Origin of the sequence: Aneurinibacillus sp. UBA3580 (genome assembly GCF_002375825.1) — a bacterium.
Classification (GTDB): domain Bacteria; phylum Bacillota; class Bacilli; order Aneurinibacillales; family Aneurinibacillaceae; genus Aneurinibacillus; species Aneurinibacillus danicus.
Genome location: NZ_DFMZ01000047.1, coordinates 1 through 14,785 on the forward strand (window position 1 = coordinate 1; position 14,785 = coordinate 14,785).

16 protein-coding genes are annotated in these 14,785 nt (G+C 44.4%); 11 read left to right on the forward strand and 5 right to left on the reverse strand.

Translation table 11 applies throughout. The features are described 5' to 3' along the window. The first annotated feature begins 44 nt into the window (after window positions 1-44). The 3 genes from B2899_RS07410 (at window position 45) to B2899_RS07420 (ending at window position 1,349) form a co-directional block, all read left to right on the forward strand. Entirely contained in the window at window positions 45-170 is a 126-nt protein-coding gene (locus tag B2899_RS07410; RefSeq protein WP_349679045.1) for a DinB family protein, read from the forward strand. 321 nt (window positions 171-491) lie between these two features. Then, entirely contained in the window at window positions 492-698 is a 207-nt protein-coding gene (locus tag B2899_RS07415; protein WP_146812432.1) for an alpha/beta-type small acid-soluble spore protein, read from the forward strand. A 213-nt stretch (window positions 699-911) separates the two neighbouring features. Beyond that, window positions 912-1,349 carry a dual specificity protein phosphatase family protein gene (locus B2899_RS07420; RefSeq protein ID WP_146812431.1) on the forward strand — a complete coding sequence of 146 codons (438 nt, stop codon included), beginning with the start codon at window positions 912-914 and terminating at the stop codon, window positions 1,347-1,349. Between the two features lie 514 nt (window positions 1,350-1,863). Here B2899_RS07420 and B2899_RS07425 read toward each other — a convergent pair. Next, window positions 1,864-2,235 carry a winged helix-turn-helix transcriptional regulator gene (locus B2899_RS07425; protein WP_146812429.1) on the reverse strand — a complete coding sequence of 124 codons (372 nt, stop codon included), beginning with the start codon at window positions 2,233-2,235 and terminating at the stop codon, window positions 1,864-1,866. Window positions 2,236-2,528: 293 nt separating this feature from the next. Here B2899_RS07425 and B2899_RS07430 point away from each other — a divergent pair, with 293 nt between their 5' ends. Both B2899_RS07430 and B2899_RS07435 read left to right on the forward strand, forming a co-directional pair. Further along, entirely contained in the window at window positions 2,529-3,755 is a 1,227-nt protein-coding gene (locus tag B2899_RS07430; RefSeq protein ID WP_146812428.1) for an MFS transporter, read from the forward strand. Window positions 3,756-3,811: 56 nt separating this feature from the next. Then, the gene (locus tag B2899_RS07435; protein WP_146812427.1) at window positions 3,812-4,654 is read left to right on the forward strand and encodes an aldo/keto reductase; all 843 of its coding nucleotides are present in this window, start codon (window positions 3,812-3,814) and stop codon (window positions 4,652-4,654) included. Window positions 4,655-4,753: 99 nt separating this feature from the next. On the opposite strand, the gene B2899_RS07440 is transcribed toward B2899_RS07435, so the two are convergent. Next, window positions 4,754-4,972, reverse strand: a complete 219-nt coding sequence (locus tag B2899_RS07440; RefSeq protein ID WP_286884748.1) for a hypothetical protein — start codon at window positions 4,970-4,972, stop codon at window positions 4,754-4,756. Between the two features lie 387 nt (window positions 4,973-5,359). Here B2899_RS07440 and B2899_RS07445 point away from each other — a divergent pair, with 387 nt between their 5' ends. The 3 genes from B2899_RS07445 to B2899_RS07455 all read left to right on the forward strand — a co-directional run bounded on the left by B2899_RS07445 (window position 5,360) and on the right by B2899_RS07455 (window position 9,878). Then, window positions 5,360-7,342: a methyl-accepting chemotaxis protein gene (locus B2899_RS07445; RefSeq protein ID WP_286884751.1), complete on the forward strand. Its 1,983-nt coding sequence runs from the start codon at window positions 5,360-5,362 to the stop codon at window positions 7,340-7,342. Between the two features lie 132 nt (window positions 7,343-7,474). Further along, window positions 7,475-8,812 carry a cytochrome ubiquinol oxidase subunit I gene (locus B2899_RS07450; protein ID WP_286884752.1) on the forward strand — a complete coding sequence of 446 codons (1,338 nt, stop codon included), beginning with the start codon at window positions 7,475-7,477 and terminating at the stop codon, window positions 8,810-8,812. A 34-nt stretch (window positions 8,813-8,846) separates the two neighbouring features. After that, complete coding sequence (locus tag B2899_RS07455) at window positions 8,847-9,878, forward strand: cytochrome d ubiquinol oxidase subunit II (RefSeq protein WP_286884754.1); 1,032 nt, start codon at window positions 8,847-8,849, stop codon at window positions 9,876-9,878. 84 nt (window positions 9,879-9,962) lie between these two features. Here the strand turns inward: B2899_RS07455 and B2899_RS07460 are convergent, their stop codons facing one another. Beyond that, window positions 9,963-10,160, reverse strand: coding sequence for a hypothetical protein (locus tag B2899_RS07460; RefSeq protein WP_146809915.1), 198 nt, complete (start codon window positions 10,158-10,160; stop codon window positions 9,963-9,965). Between the two features lie 122 nt (window positions 10,161-10,282). Then, on the reverse strand, window positions 10,283-11,728 hold the full coding sequence (locus tag B2899_RS07465) for a hypothetical protein (RefSeq protein WP_286884757.1): 1,446 nt from the start codon (window positions 11,726-11,728) through the stop codon (window positions 10,283-10,285). 351 nt (window positions 11,729-12,079) lie between these two features. On the opposite strand from B2899_RS07465, the gene B2899_RS07470 reads away from it, so the two are divergent. Continuing rightward, entirely contained in the window at window positions 12,080-12,667 is a 588-nt protein-coding gene (locus tag B2899_RS07470; RefSeq protein ID WP_286884758.1) for a PilZ domain-containing protein, read from the forward strand. Here the strand turns inward: B2899_RS07470 and B2899_RS07475 are convergent. After that, window positions 12,659-12,889, reverse strand: a complete 231-nt coding sequence (locus tag B2899_RS07475) for a hypothetical protein (RefSeq protein ID WP_286884761.1) — start codon at window positions 12,887-12,889, stop codon at window positions 12,659-12,661. The two genes, B2899_RS07470 and B2899_RS07475, sit on opposite strands and share 9 nt — an antisense overlap. 259 nt (window positions 12,890-13,148) lie before the next feature. Here B2899_RS07475 and B2899_RS07480 point away from each other — a divergent pair, with 259 nt between their 5' ends. Together B2899_RS07480 and B2899_RS07485 are read left to right on the forward strand one after the other, a co-directional pair. Beyond that, window positions 13,149-13,418, forward strand: coding sequence for a hypothetical protein (locus tag B2899_RS07480; protein ID WP_286884762.1), 270 nt, complete (start codon window positions 13,149-13,151; stop codon window positions 13,416-13,418). 263 nt (window positions 13,419-13,681) lie between these two features. Further along, window positions 13,682-14,785, forward strand: a 1,104-nt coding sequence (locus B2899_RS07485) for an anaerobic C4-dicarboxylate transporter family protein (protein WP_286884764.1), incomplete at its 3' end; no start/stop codon positions are given.

Genomic DNA, 14,785 nt, shown 5'->3' on the forward strand with positions numbered 1-14,785 from the left:
TCTCGTGGCTTTAGCCATGAGAGATTCAATAATGGCTTGATACTATGATTGATCATGAGGTTCACCACAAAGGTCAATTGTTTCTTTACGCCCGGTTAATTGGAATAGAAAAGCTTCCTTTTTTCATTACTCAACCTCCTAAACAGGAGAACATAAAAACTTATGAATGAGAAGATTGATCTTCGCCTTCGGTGTTGATACCGAAGGCTTTTTCGATGCAGGAATTCACCATAGGTAGTCTCTAAACCAGACGAGCTGGTGAAAAGCATACATAGCGGTCTGCTGAATGTTCGGGCGGAAGAAAGAAAGCTCTTGGTGAAAGAGCCGGATTATCATTTCACCTGAACATCAGACAGAAAGTCGTCCGACATGCAGCCGAGTCTTTTATTGTATCCTGAAAAAATTACCAATATAACAAGTGTATAATTTCTTTCCTATGAGGGATTTTAAGATTAGCAATAACCATCATTCTCCATAGGAGGAATTATCTCATGGCTCAACAACAAAGCGGAAACAGAAATGAATTGCTTGTTCCACAATCGGAACAAAGATTGGAGTTATTAAAGTGGGAAATTGCAACAGAGTTAGGTATTCAATTAGGCGCTGACCAGACTTCCCGCCTAAACGGTTCTGTAGGTGGAGAAATGGTTCGACGCATGATAATGATGGCAGAACAACAATTAAGCGGACGTATTTAGTCATTGTTATTCTATATTAAAAAAGCACACCGTTTACCATGACTGCATAACTTAAATTAGCGAAGCCAGCGTAGGGAACAGTCAAATCCTCTGAGGGAATGTCTCAGGGGATTTTTAATTTTTATACACATCGTAATCGAAAATTAAAAAAAAAAACGAAAATTGTTTTTATGAATATATAAATACCATGAACATAAAGACAGGAGGTTTACCATGAGTATGGTCGAAATGATTCCTCAACGCCTATATGTCGGGGGAAGGATAAGCAAGGATGATTGGAGATTTATTCAAAAGAATATAACCGTCATCATAAATCTTCGAACCAAACCTGATATGCTACCGTTTGACTTTAGGAATAAAATTATGATTTGGGCCCCATTAAATGTTATGAAGGCCCCCAATCTGAATTGGACTATTCCATTCATCTATAGAATAAATACTTTATTCGACAGTGGACATAGAATCCTGATTCATTGCCTGTTAGGAAGGGAAAGAAGTGGTTTTGTTATAACTGCTTTTTTTATGCAAAAGTTTGGACTGAGCCGTGATGAAGCACTCAAACTTGCTAGGCGACGAAAGCCCAATTTAACTCCTCCGCGTCATTATATGTTGTTATTGTCACAGTATGAAGATTATCTTCGAGAAGAGTAGACAGATTCAACTTAACCAGCCTCAAACATGTTTTTACAAGTAAGGAGAAAACAGTTTGGTTGTCAGAATCTTGACTCTACTTTCTTGCTCGCTCTATACTGGCTACTGATGTCATAAGCCTGGCAAAATAAAAATGGTCAATCAGAAAAATCTGGTTGACCTTATAATACGATCGATTCCTGTTAGCCAACCATGTTCCACTCTCCAGCACCACAGATTATAAAAATCATCTATGTAGATAGGAACGGGCAACTCAGCCAGCGGAAGATCCGATTGCTGTCGGTGAAAGACGGAAGGATTCGGACGTATTGCTTCAAGCGGAGAGCGACAAGATACTTCTCAGTTGAAAACGTGCTGGCGATGCGGCCAGCGAGAGAAAAGAGAACGAGTTAAAAAAGACCCGGCGCACAGCCGGATCTTTTTTCGGCAAAGAAAGTTTAAAGTGATTAAATTTTTCATCCATTTTGCAAGCGAAGAAACACTTGCGAAGCATGTGTCAAATGTTGCTTTTTCCTTACTTCAGTTTATCATTTAAAACGTTTTCCTCTAAGACAGAAAACTTATCACCATACGTTCTGATAATATGTTTTTCCCCCCAAGCACATAAAGAATCTAAAATCTCCTGTAGACTCCATCCATAATCACTAAGCTCATATTCTACTTTTGGGGGAATCTGATTGTAAGCAATTCGATTGATAATTCCATCTTCTTCTAATTCCCGCAATTGCTGAGTTAACATTTTTTGTGTAATTCCAGGCATAAGACGTTTTAATTCACTTGTACGTTTTTTGCCACGGGTTAAATGACAGAGGATTACGCATTTCCATTTTCCTCCGATGACTTCTAGTGTGGCTTCAACTGAGATATTATATTTCTTCTTTGTCATTCTTTTCTCCTTTCTACTCTATAGGTACTTAGAAGTTCCTATACAACTTTTCGGTACCTATATTACTTAAAAGTGCTTACTTCCCCTTTGGATTTATATACCCCATAATAGCATTTGTCAGCCGGTTTTACCTATACCTTTTCAATTATATAGGTTGTTTGAAGGGGGTGGGCAATACAACAAGATAACCAGGAGGAAGCAGCATGCTAAAAGACATAATACGATGATGATGCAATCCGGTCAGGTTGTATGGAAATCCAATAATTATGTAAAGTTGAACATGAGGGGGATATATGAGCACTAATCACGTTACTCAACAAGAAACAACTGTAGATAAAAAACGAAGTACGTTAGCATTGTTGGCATTAGCGATTAGCGCGTTTGGAATTGGAACAACAGAATTTATTAGTGTAGGGCTATTACCACTGATAGCTCGCGATTTGCAAATTTCAGTTACAACAGCTGGTTTAACCGTTTCATTATATGCGCTAGGAGTAGCCGTTGGAGCACCTGTGTTAACATCGTTAACGTCCACTATGTCACGTAAAGCACTATTGATGTGGATTATGATTATATTTATTACTGGTAATAGTGTCGCAGCTGTATCTACAAGCTTTAGCATACTTCTTGTCGCTCGTGTTATCTCGGCATTCTCACATGGAGTATTTATGTCTATTGGTTCTACAATTGCAGCGGATCTTGTGCCGGAAAATCGCCGGGCTAGTGCAATCGCCATTATGTTTACAGGTCTTACTGTTGCCACAGTTACAGGGGTTCCGCTCGGGACTTTTATCGGTCAACATTTTGGCTGGAGATTTGCATTTGCTGGCATTGTAGCGGTTGGGGTAATCGCCTTAATCGCGAACAGTATGTTAATTCCATTTCATTTGCGCAAAGGATCACCAGCTTCATTCCGTGATCAGCTAAAACTCATCACCAATGGTCGTTTGCTTCTTATCTTTATTATTACAGCGTTAGGGTATGGTGGCACGTTTGTAACTTTTACGTATCTGTCTCCATTATTGCAAGAAGTTACAGGTTTTAAAGCGGATAAAGTCAGTATCATTTTATTTGTATATGGAATTGCCATTGCGATTGGAAACATCATTGGCGGTAAGCTATCTAATCGAAATCCAATCCGTGCATTGTTCTATATGTTCATCGTACAAGCTATTGTATTGTTTATTTTAACATTCACTGCACCATTTAAAATTGTGGGATTGATTACTATTATTTTCATGGGATTGTTAGCTTTTATGAACGTACCAGGATTACAAGTATTTGTAGTTATGCTTGCACAGCGTTTTGTTCCAAGTTCTGTAGATGTCGCATCTGCGATTAACATTGCAGCATTTAACATAGGGATCGCAATGGGTTCATATCTAGGTGGAATTGTCACAGAATCAATGGGACTGATTCATACTGCATGGGTGGGAGCCCTTATGGTAGTAGGTGCTGTTCTTCTTACAGGCTGGAGCAGGGTGCTTGAAAAGAAAGATCGGGGGCAATTAGTCGCGTAGCGTAATTTTATATAATAATATAGTTTTAATCATAACATTTGGGAGGTCATCTTATTATGATACAGAGCTTACAAGATACAACAACGTTGCATAACGGTGTAAAAATGCCATGGGTTGGTTTAGGGGTATTTAAAGTGGAGGAAGGTCCTGAACTGATAAACGCAGTAAAAACAGCTATTAAACATGGATACCGCAGTATTGATACGGCAGCTATTTACAAAAATGAAGAAGGGGTAGGACAGGGAATACGAGAAGGAATTAAGGAAGCTAGTATTTCTAGAGAAGACCTATTTGTGACATCAAAAGTATGGAATTCGGACCAGGGATATGAATCCACCCTGGCCGCTTTCGAAACAAGCCTAAATAAACTTGGTTTAGATTATCTGGATTTATACCTTATTCATTGGGCTGTAGAAGGAAAATACAAAGAGACGTGGAAGGCACTCGAAAGGATTTATAAAGCAGGAAAAGTACGCGCGATTGGAGTAAGTAACTTCCAGATCCATCATCTGCAAGATCTAATGCAGGATGCTGAAATTAAGCCAATGGTCAATCAAGTGGAATACCACCCGCGTTTAACACAAAAAGAACTACAAGCATTTTGTAAGGAACAAGAGATCCAGTTAGAAGCTTGGTCTCCATTGATGCAAGGTCAATTGTTAGATAACCCTACATTACAAAAGATTGCGGACAAGTATGATAAATCAATTGCACAAGTCATCCTGCGCTGGGACTTGCAAAATGGTGTGGTGACCATTCCGAAATCTACAAAAGAACATCGCATTATTGAAAATGCAAATATATTTGATTTTGAGTTAACGAAAGAAGACATGGAAAAAATTAATTCCTTACATGATAACCATCGTGTGGGCCCGGATCCGGATAACGTTGACTTTTAATTAAGAAGTAACAGCTACTTGCGAAATAAAAGCCGATGATCCCTTAATATAAGAGACATCGGCTTGTCTATTTCTAGACTCTTTTCGTATTATAAATTTTTATTCGGTATCCATTCCAAGAACTTCTGTCTCAAAAGATTTGTAAGCATTTTGAATGCCTATCTTAACATCTTTAATTTTTACATTTTCGGAATACTTGCCAACAATAGAGTATAAATCGCTGGCTAATTCCCTGCGTTTTTCTCTTGGTAACGCAAGCCGTGATGGATAAAACTCAAGTAATACGACAATTCCGTAATTTAATTCCTTACCACTCATATACAACCATTCCTTTTATTATAAATGTACCAAATTGTATATTTCTGTCTGTAACGTGAAATTTCCTTCACTGTTAAAGCTATTTCATGAGTTTTACCAAAAGAATGAAGGTACAGTAAAAAGGTAAAAAGAAATGCCCCGGGAGAGCAAATCTTATGGGGCTTGTTTAGTATAAAGGTTATTTATTTAATATTTTGACTGGAGGAGAAAATAAAGATAGCCCGGGAGTAATATAATCAGACTATAAAAACTATTAAAAAAATGGAAAAATTGGTTGACTTATGTAATTGTGCGGTATATTTTTATCTATGGAATTTTTAGACCTTATGAATTAGGAATAAAGATTCTAAATCGGTTCTTTTATAGCGCACAAGGGGATACGACATAATGAAAAAAGAAAAAGACAGCGTTCGATGGGGTTTGAGAGCAAAGTTAAATGTGGCTTTTGCAATAACTTTGTTGGTGCCAAGTCTTCTCATTGGCATTTTTTCCTATCAGACGGCGCGAACCAAAGTAGAGAATCAGTTGACGGAAGCAGCAAAGCAGAATGTGCAGCTTCTTAACCATACGATTAATCAAATGCTGGAGGCCAAGAAGCAGGAAGTCGAGTTTTTGGCGGGATATCTTCAGGCAGACGCCATTCAATCCGCAAACGATCCGGCTGTAAGAAAGATACTAACGAAGTTTCAGGAAACACAGCCTATGCTTGAGCGTACATACATCGGGACAGAAGCGGGCGTATTTATCAAATGGCCGATGACCCAGATGAAAAAAGGATTCGATCCAAGACAGCGTCCGTGGTATAAAGATGCGGTAAGCAGTCCTGAAGAAACCATAGTGACAAGCCCTTATATTGCCGCTTCATCAAAAAATATGGTCGTCACCATTGCCAGGATGACCAGGGACGGAAAGGGCGTTGTCGGAATGGATGTCAGTCTGAAGAAGCTGGCGGACATTACGAAGCAGGTTCAGGTCGGGAAAAGCGGATACGCTTTTATTACAGACAAAGACGGAAACGTTATCGTCCATCCGGAGTATCAGGCAGGAGAAAGGATAAAGGATGCTTCCTGGTTTCAGCCGATGCTTCAAACCGCGGCAGGAGAGTACGAAGCTCTGATAGAAGGGGAACAGAAAAAGTTAACATATGTGTCCAATGCGGAGACCGGCTGGAAGATTGGCGGAGCCATGCTGAAGCGGGAAACAGATGATGCGGCGCGTCCGATACTATACACGATGCTGGTTGTGGTTCCGCTGACGACTGTAATCGGCGTCGTTCTTGTGTATTTTCTCGTTTCTTCCATGACGGCGCCTCTTAAAAAACTAATGATGGGTGCACATAAAATTAAAGAAGGTGACTTGCGCACACAAATGAATGTCAAATCAAGGGATGAATTCGGACAGTTGGGCCATAGTTTTAACCAAATGAATGAATCCCTGCGGAACATCGTAGCTCACATGAATGATACGGCAGAGCACCTAGCTGCCTCTTCCGAGCAATTAAGCGCCAGTTCGGATCAGACAAAATCAGCGAGCGGGCGCATTGCCAGTATTGTACACCGGGTCGTAGCAGAATATAGAAGCCAGGAAAAACGGGTAGCGGCGACTTCGAACACAGTCAAGGAAATGGCGACGGCGGTTCAGCATATTGCCGTCCGTGCCGAAACCGTATCGGACTCGGCGGTACGTGCCAGTCAATTATCTGGCGAAGGCAAGCACGCGATCGAGACAGTATCGGAGAAAATGAGCGCCATTCATGGAACGGTACGGCAACTGGATGAGAAGATGGAGATGCTGGGCGAACGATCCCGAGAAATTGGAACGATTGTAGCGTTCATTAATGAAATTTCAGAGCAGACGAATCTGCTGTCGTTGAACGCGGCGATCGAAGCGGCAAGAGCAGGAGATCAGGGCCGCGGCTTTGCTGTAGTGGCGGATGAGGTGCGTAAGCTGGCAAACCAAACCGGTGAAGCATCTCACCGCATCGAGCAGGAAATCCACCGTATCCAGCGCGAGATTGAGGGCATGGTGAATGCCATGAAACAGGGAGCGTCAGAAGTTGAGGGCGGTATTCATACCGTCACTGCCGCGGGTGAATCGTTCCTGGATATCGATAGAGCCGTACAGGAAGTTACGGGACAAATCCAGGAGATTTCCGCCTCGACCGAACAAATTGCTGCCAGTACGGAAGAAGTGGTGGCAGCGATGAATCATATCGCCAAGAGGACAACCGAAAACAATCAGAGCCTGGAGAGCATTTCCAAAGCGACAGACGAGCAGCTATCGTCTATGGAAGAAATCGCGGCTTCTTCGCATTCGCTCGCAAATCTGGCCGAAGAAATGCAGCAGCAATTGCGGCGTTTCACACTATAAAAAGTATAGAGACACCTGTCGGGGACGTATAGTCAAGCGCTCCTGGCGGGTGTTTTTTATTTTCATACATCTTTCCGTTGGAAAAACAAATACTAAAAGGGAAGTGATACCAGACGAGAGGAGCGGACGATAGTGACGGATTTACAATTGGCACGGGCAATGTTTGGGACCACAATGGGGTTTCATATTATATTCGCCACGCTCGGCGTAGGGCTTCCGCTGATGATTCTGGCGGCGGAGATTATGTATCAATGGAAGAAAGACAAAGATTACAGCATTATGGCTCAGCGCTGGACGAAAGGATTCGCGGTGCTTTTGGGCGTGGCGATTCCGTCAGGCACGATAGCGGGCGTACAGCTATCCTTGCTTTGGCCCGGTTTTATGGAAGTGGTGGGCAAAGTGATTGCACTGCCGTTCCAGATTGAGATTTTCGCATTTCTGCTGGAAGCCTTGTTTATGTCGATCTATGTCTATGCCGCGGACCGGCTTTCCGCGGGGATGCGAATTCTTAGCGTAAGCCTTGTGGCGCTTGGAGCCCTGGCTTCTGCCGTACTCATTACAAATGTGCATGCGTTTGAGGGAACGCCCACCGGATTCAGAATTGAGAACGGTCAGATCGTGGATGTCGATCCGTGGGCGGGATTTTTCAATCCGAGCTTTGCAGTCTCAGCGGTCCATGTCGGACTCTCCGCATATATGACGGGCGCATTTGTCATTGCTTCGGTGGCTGCATTTAAAATGCTGAAGCACAAAAGCAGGGGGAAAGCGTTTTTATTTCACCGCAAAGCGCTGATGATGTCGCTTGCGATCGGCGGTTTATTCTCCGTTGGGACGGCACTCAACGGCCACGAATCCGCGCAGATGCTGCACGAGTATCAGCCGGAGAAACTGGCGGCCGCGGAAGGGTTGTTTGAGACGCGGGCCTATGCGCCGCTTGCGATTGGCGGTTATACGGATGAAGCGACGCAAAGTGTTAAGTATGCGGTTGAAATTCCGTGGGCGCTGAGTTTTCTTGCGGGTAACCGGTTCGATGAAGTGGTGAAAGGTCTTAACGACTTTCCGCGGGAATACTGGCCGCCGCTGTATGTACATACGCTGTTCAACGGGATGGTAGGCATCGGATCGCTGTTGATTTTGCTGTCGATTATCGGTTTTGCCTGGCGTCATCTGTTGAAGCGGGAGGCGTTTCCGCACTGGTTGATGTGGCTGTTTATCGCATCCGGACCGCTCGCCGTGATGGGGATCGAGTTCGGCTGGATTTTCGCCTGTACCGGACGCCAGCCCTGGGTGCTGTACCGGACGATGCTGACGGCAGATTCGGTGACGCAGACGGGTAACATCGGTCTGCTTTTTGCGCTATTCGTCACCATTTATCTCATATTGGGCATTGCGACCGTGGTTGTGCTGCGCCATTATTTCAGGCGTCATCCTCTGGAGAAGGAGCTGGAAGGGAGCGCGATCGGTTCATGAGAAGTACAATAAAATGGGAAGGGATGTGCGGTCGGTGAGCGATGAACTCATTGCTATTGCCATACTCTGGTTGTTCGTCTTCGTGTATTCGGTCGCTGCGTCCATCGATTTCGGAACCGGTTTCTGGTCGATGATATACCGCAACCATGAACAGAGCAAAGCGACCAATATCGCCAACCGGTATCTTTCTCCTTCGTGGGAAGTGACGAACACATTTGTCGTACTCATCGTTGTCGCGCTGGTAAGCTTCTTCCCGGGTGCCACATTTACGCTCGGAACAGTGCTGCTGGTTCCTGGAAGCTTAATCCTGCTTCTGTTGGCGATTCGCAGCGCATTCCTTGTCTATTCGCACTCGATGGAAGGGTACGAAAAAAAGCTCGCCATTGTTTCAGGCATCAGCGGGTTGTTTATTCCCGCCCTGCTCATTCTGGTGCTTCCCATAACCCAGGGCGGATTTATCGGTACGGCGAACGGGTATGAAGAATTGCTGCTCGGCAAGCTGTTGACGAGCGCCAGCGGGCTTTCGTATATGGCATTCGCCATCAGCACCACGTTCTTTTTATCCTCACTCTTGCTTGCGGACTATTCACGTGTAGCGGGTGAGCAGGAAGCGTACCGACTGTATCGGCGCGACGCGATTTTAAACGGACCTCTTTCCTTTTTTATGGGGCTGGTGTTGGTGGCTTCAATGAAAAGCGAAGCGGCGTGGCTGTATGAGAATTTGCTGCAGCAGATCAATTTGCTGCTTTTCTCCGCCGCCCTGTTTCTTATCGGATATACGGCTCTCTGGTGGCCCGGCGGACAGAAAGAACATATGCAGGGAAGACCCCGTATTGCGGTGCTTGGTGTTGTGGCTCAGTACTTGCTGGCAAGTTATGCATACGGAAAAGCGCATCTGCCGTATATCGTATATCCGCATGTCACGATCGAATCCGCTTTTACTCACCCGAATACGTTCCGTGCTCTGTTCGCCTCTTATATTGTCGGGTTTGCGATTTTAATGCCGGGATTTATTTATTTTTGGCGCATGTTCATGAAAGACAAGCGGTATGTGAAACAGCGGTAGAATAAATGAAGGAAAGCCCCGTTTTGCCGAATCGGCAGAGCGGGGCTTTGTTTTTAAATATAGAAGAAACCGACAAACAGGTGGTTAGCTGCTGAAAAAGCTCATGCTGGAGTATTTATGTTTTTTGTAATGACGGTGTCCATAGGAGCGAGGGGAGAAACCGCCGCGGCCTTTGCCCATCAGTTTTCGGGCGCCCATCGCCAATCCGCCTACCAGCAGAAGGCCGAATACGAGTGCGAGCAGGACTACGACGACGATGCCGCCAAGCAGCAATTTAATCATGTTTTTTCCTCCTTCATTCGGTACTCACCATGCATACGTGCCAGCGTAAAAAAAGTTTCAACTTCCGTGTATGTCACAAAAAACGAGGGACCAGGTCGTATTCCTGTGCCGCCTCGTTTTTTTCAGCGGGTGCGCAGCCATTCATTCTTGCTGTCGATTAAAAATTGCAAATCGGCGCTGGGCTCTCCGTAAATTTTATTGAGTAAATACTGGGAAAGCGCTAAGTCATCTCTCGTCAAATATGCATAGTCCGGATACGCATGCGGCTTCAAATTCGGGTATAACGCATAGTATAGGTTGTGATCAGGCTTGACCCAACGGTTTTTCGTGGCCACAATCCCCTCCAGCAACCGATCGGCCAACTGCTTCTTCTGTTCATCGCCGTCATACACGAATGCCTCGTACAGGTAATTCATATTGGCAGCCTGATGGTTCAGGGAGGTATGCGTTTGTTTCGAGCCTGCACCACCTACATAATCGGGCAGAAAGAGGCCGTTTTGGCCGACTTTCATGCCGTGCTGTGTGGAATAGCGTTCAAGATACATATCCCATTTGCGCAGCGCCTGCTTTATGGCCGGATCCGGCATCGCCTGGTTGAAGCGCAGAAGGAATGTAGCATTGTCAGCGTTTCGGCGATTATCCATATAGCGGTACCCGATATTATATTCTTTGTGCAGCCACTCGGATCGTGGCTGTGTTTCCCAATATCCTTCACTAGTTTGCGTTCTAAGGGATGCATAAGCAAGATGAGAAGCGACATTGACGAACCATACGCCGTTTTCCTGGCCGGACAGGAAGGAAAGAGCACGCAGACCGTCACCGTTGGCAGGATTTCGGTAGAAAGAGTGCGGTTCATACGGTCGGTATGTCGTCTCGTTGAGGTAGTACGCTCCGTCTTCTCGCAATTTTTTGTCATATTCAAATTCGAGCAGGGCAGCTTTGGCGGCAGCCTGCTGGTTATCCCAACGAATAAGCGGTACTGCAGACAGCATCCCCCAGGTGGTGGACTCGGTATTCGCATTTGCGCTTAGTGTCAGGGAAAATAGGTGGCCGAATCGCAATTTCATATGTTTAACCTTTGCCTCCGCCTGCGGTTGCTCGGTATATACCGTATAGCCGAGCGGCTTGTGCGCATCGACCTTGCCGATTCGATAGAACAGATGATTTGCATCTATATACAGCGAGGAAGAGAAGGAATCGGAAATCTGTGATGTTTTTTTCCAACCCTTTTCCTTGCCGGTGGTAAGCCAGGCGGTTTGATTGATGTCTGTATCCAGAGCGGTAATCTGCAATTGTACGGGCTCGGCCTTACTAGAAGCGGTATACCGGACAAAATAGAGAACGCTTCCGTTTTCCATTTGCGCAAATGTCAGGTGGAAAGAACGCCCATTTTTTTTGTAATGATAATGAGTGTAAACGGCATGTTCATACGTATTAGATGTGACGACGGGTGTAACGGATGTTATCCATCCTTTCGCTTCAAGCCGATATTCCTGCATGCCGTCCTTATCCACATCCAGCGGATACGCGGCAGAAGAGCGTTCTTCGGCAGAGACCTTTCTTTCCAATAAGAAACTCAAAGCAAACAACAGGCAACAAAAGAGACATAGGACAATAAGAAGGGGTTGTTTTTTTCGCACGCTTAACTCTCTCTTTTTTCAGGATGTATAAAAGATAAAAAGCATTTTAAATGAAATAAAGAAATAAATAAATACGATGTTAGTCTTAGATACAAAAGGTGTAATTCCGGTAGAGTATTACATTCTATGAAAACAATAGGAAATCCTTTTTTGGAATAAAAAGTTCAATATTTCTCTAAATTATTGAAGCTTATTATCCATTCCAAAATTCCTTGTTATTGGGTAAAATTTCACTGAAGTCCTTGCTTTTATTTTTATGCGGTGGATGAGGTGAGACATATGGAGATTGTGCAATTTGAGTATAGGGGGAAATTGGAACTAGGAAGAATGGAGATGGCGGAAGGAGAGCTTCTGTATCTTGAGGTAAAAAATCCAGAAGCGTTTACGGTGGGTGATTTTCTCGTTTTTTTTTATGGGGGCAGGAAGTTTTCTGTAAAAATCGTAAAAAAAAGTGAAAAGTATATTTGCCTGTTTGTCCCTTTATTCGAGACAAATTTTCCGAATAATCGGCGCAGGTGGCCCCGTGTCAAAGTCGAACTGTCGGCGTTTATTAATGACTATTTAAGTGAAAAAGTGTATGAAATCCCTGCAGATTTACGTATTCGTATTATTGATGTAAGTATACAGGGCTTTGGATTTGTCTCACACGATCCTCTGAAAGTAAATCATTCTTATTATATTCTATTTGATGTGCCTGACTTAGCCATTAAAACAAAAACAATTCTTCGGCATGAGAAATTGGCCGATGACGGATACCGGTACGGCTGCGAAATCTTATCGATTACAAAACAGGATTTCACCGCGCTGCGCCGCTATGTGCTGCTGCAGCAGTTGGTCAAGGGCGGGAGATATTCGCTGTCAGAGTAATTTGAAATGCCGGGAGAACCAGTAATCCTCAAGCACACGCTCAACCCCTGAAGCGACAATGTGCTGGAATCCTTCCTCGTCTGTTGTGAGCCAGTTATTGGCTTCATCTTTAAATACAGGATAAATATGCCCTTTCTTAAATAGCAATGGAGTGGAAGGGATTTCGATGTACTCTTCGGGCATCCTGGCATGAACGTCTCGAATGCATTGCGCAAGTTCCAACAGTCAGTTCCTCCTTACTTTGTCTACTAACCACTTTATGTTAGCAATCTTATTGTATAAAAAATCGTGTAAGAATCGAAGGGAATCCATAGCCGGATTCGCAGAAAATCCACTTTTCTTCGTAAAGCCTATTGTTTGTCGAGATAAAATACCTATAATTAAGGTATAAAGACTTGTTTTTTATATGGTTATTAATTCCTGGAAACTATGAATATAATACTTATATTGTATTGCAAAGAGATGGAAGAAGAGAAACGGGGTGGAAATGATGATCTGGGGACCGATTAGTTTGATGGGCTTTTTTTGTACGCTGGTGTTTCTGGGATTTTCGTTACTTTCTCTTCTTTCTGTCTTCACGAAGAAAGGAAGTTTTCTAAACAGCATCGTGGGCGTTTTGTTGTCGGGCATGTTCTTTGCGGTATTTGCCTTTGGTGCCGTAAAAGTGCAGCAGTACAACGAAATGGCCGGAGATAAACCAGGCCCTAATCCGATTGCGATAACACAAACGCAAACTTCCGTAAAAAAATGACCTGCTTGTTTCTATGGGCAGGTTTTTTGTTTTGCTATAAGGATGCCGTATCCGTGATTGGGATAGGGGATAACGAAGTACCTTAATATTACACGGTGCATAATTAGTTTGTGAATAATGTTTAATTGTTTGCTCACCATTTTTTCACATATTGTACGTGCACAGGAAAAAGCCGGAAGTATAATGAAGATGCGGTAAGTAATACACCCTGCTTATGGCATTCATTATATTTTTGATTGTGTTTATACTGTGAGGTGTTTTTTATGTTCTGGCTTGAATTCCTCGTTGTGCTTCTTAGTATTTTTGTTGGTGCGCGTCTTGGAGGAGTGGGCCTTGGAGTTATGGGAGGGGTCGGATTGACCGTGCTGACGTTCGTATTTCATCTACAGCCGACGTCCCCACCGATTGATGTTATGCTGATGATTGTTGCCGTGATTACGGCAGCGGGAGCGTTGCAGGCGGCGGGAGGCATGGACTATCTTGTTCAGGTTGCTGAGAGAATGCTGCGCAAGAATCCGTCCCGTATTACTTTTATGGGACCGATCGTCACCTATCTGTTTACACTGTGTGCGGGCACAGGACATGTGGCATATTCCGTTCTCCCCGTTATCGCCGAGGTGGCGCGTGAATCCGGTGTGCGTCCGGAGAGACCGATGTCCATTGCAGTTATCGCTTCGCAGCAGGCGATTACCGCAAGTCCGATTTCAGCCGCTACGGTAGCGCTCTTAGGTCTTATCGCCGGATATGATATCCAGTTAATTGACATCCTAATCACTAGTATACCCGCTACTTTCCTCGGCTGTATGATTGGCGCCGTGTTTGCCAGTCGGATGGGAAAAGATCTGGATAAAGATCCAGAATATTTAAGTCGGATGGAAGCAGGTCTCGTTCCACCGATGAACCAGCAGCAAGAGCATCAGCAGGTAAGCAAACAGGCTAAGCTATCTGTTTTCCTGTTCCTGGCTGCGGCGTTTGCCGTGGTGCTGCTTGGCACCTTCCCGGACCTTCGTCCGGCATGGGATGCGGGAGGCAAACTGGAGCGGATGGCAATGCCGGTAGCAATTGAAATTGTCATGCTGACAACTGCAGCACTGATTATTCTGTTGTGCAAAGTGAATGTGGATGATGTAGTGAAAGGGAATGTGTTTATTGCCGGTGTACAGGCGGTTGTCGGCATCTTTGGGATTGCCTGGATGGGCGATACATTCTTTGCCGGTAATATGGACTTGCTCAGTGGATCGATTAAGAGTATGGTGACCAGCGTACCTTGGTTGTTCGCTTTCGCGTTGTTCCTGCTGTCGATTCTGCTCTATAGCCAGGCCGCCACCGTTCGTGCGCTTATGCCGCTTGGCATTGCGCTCGGCATT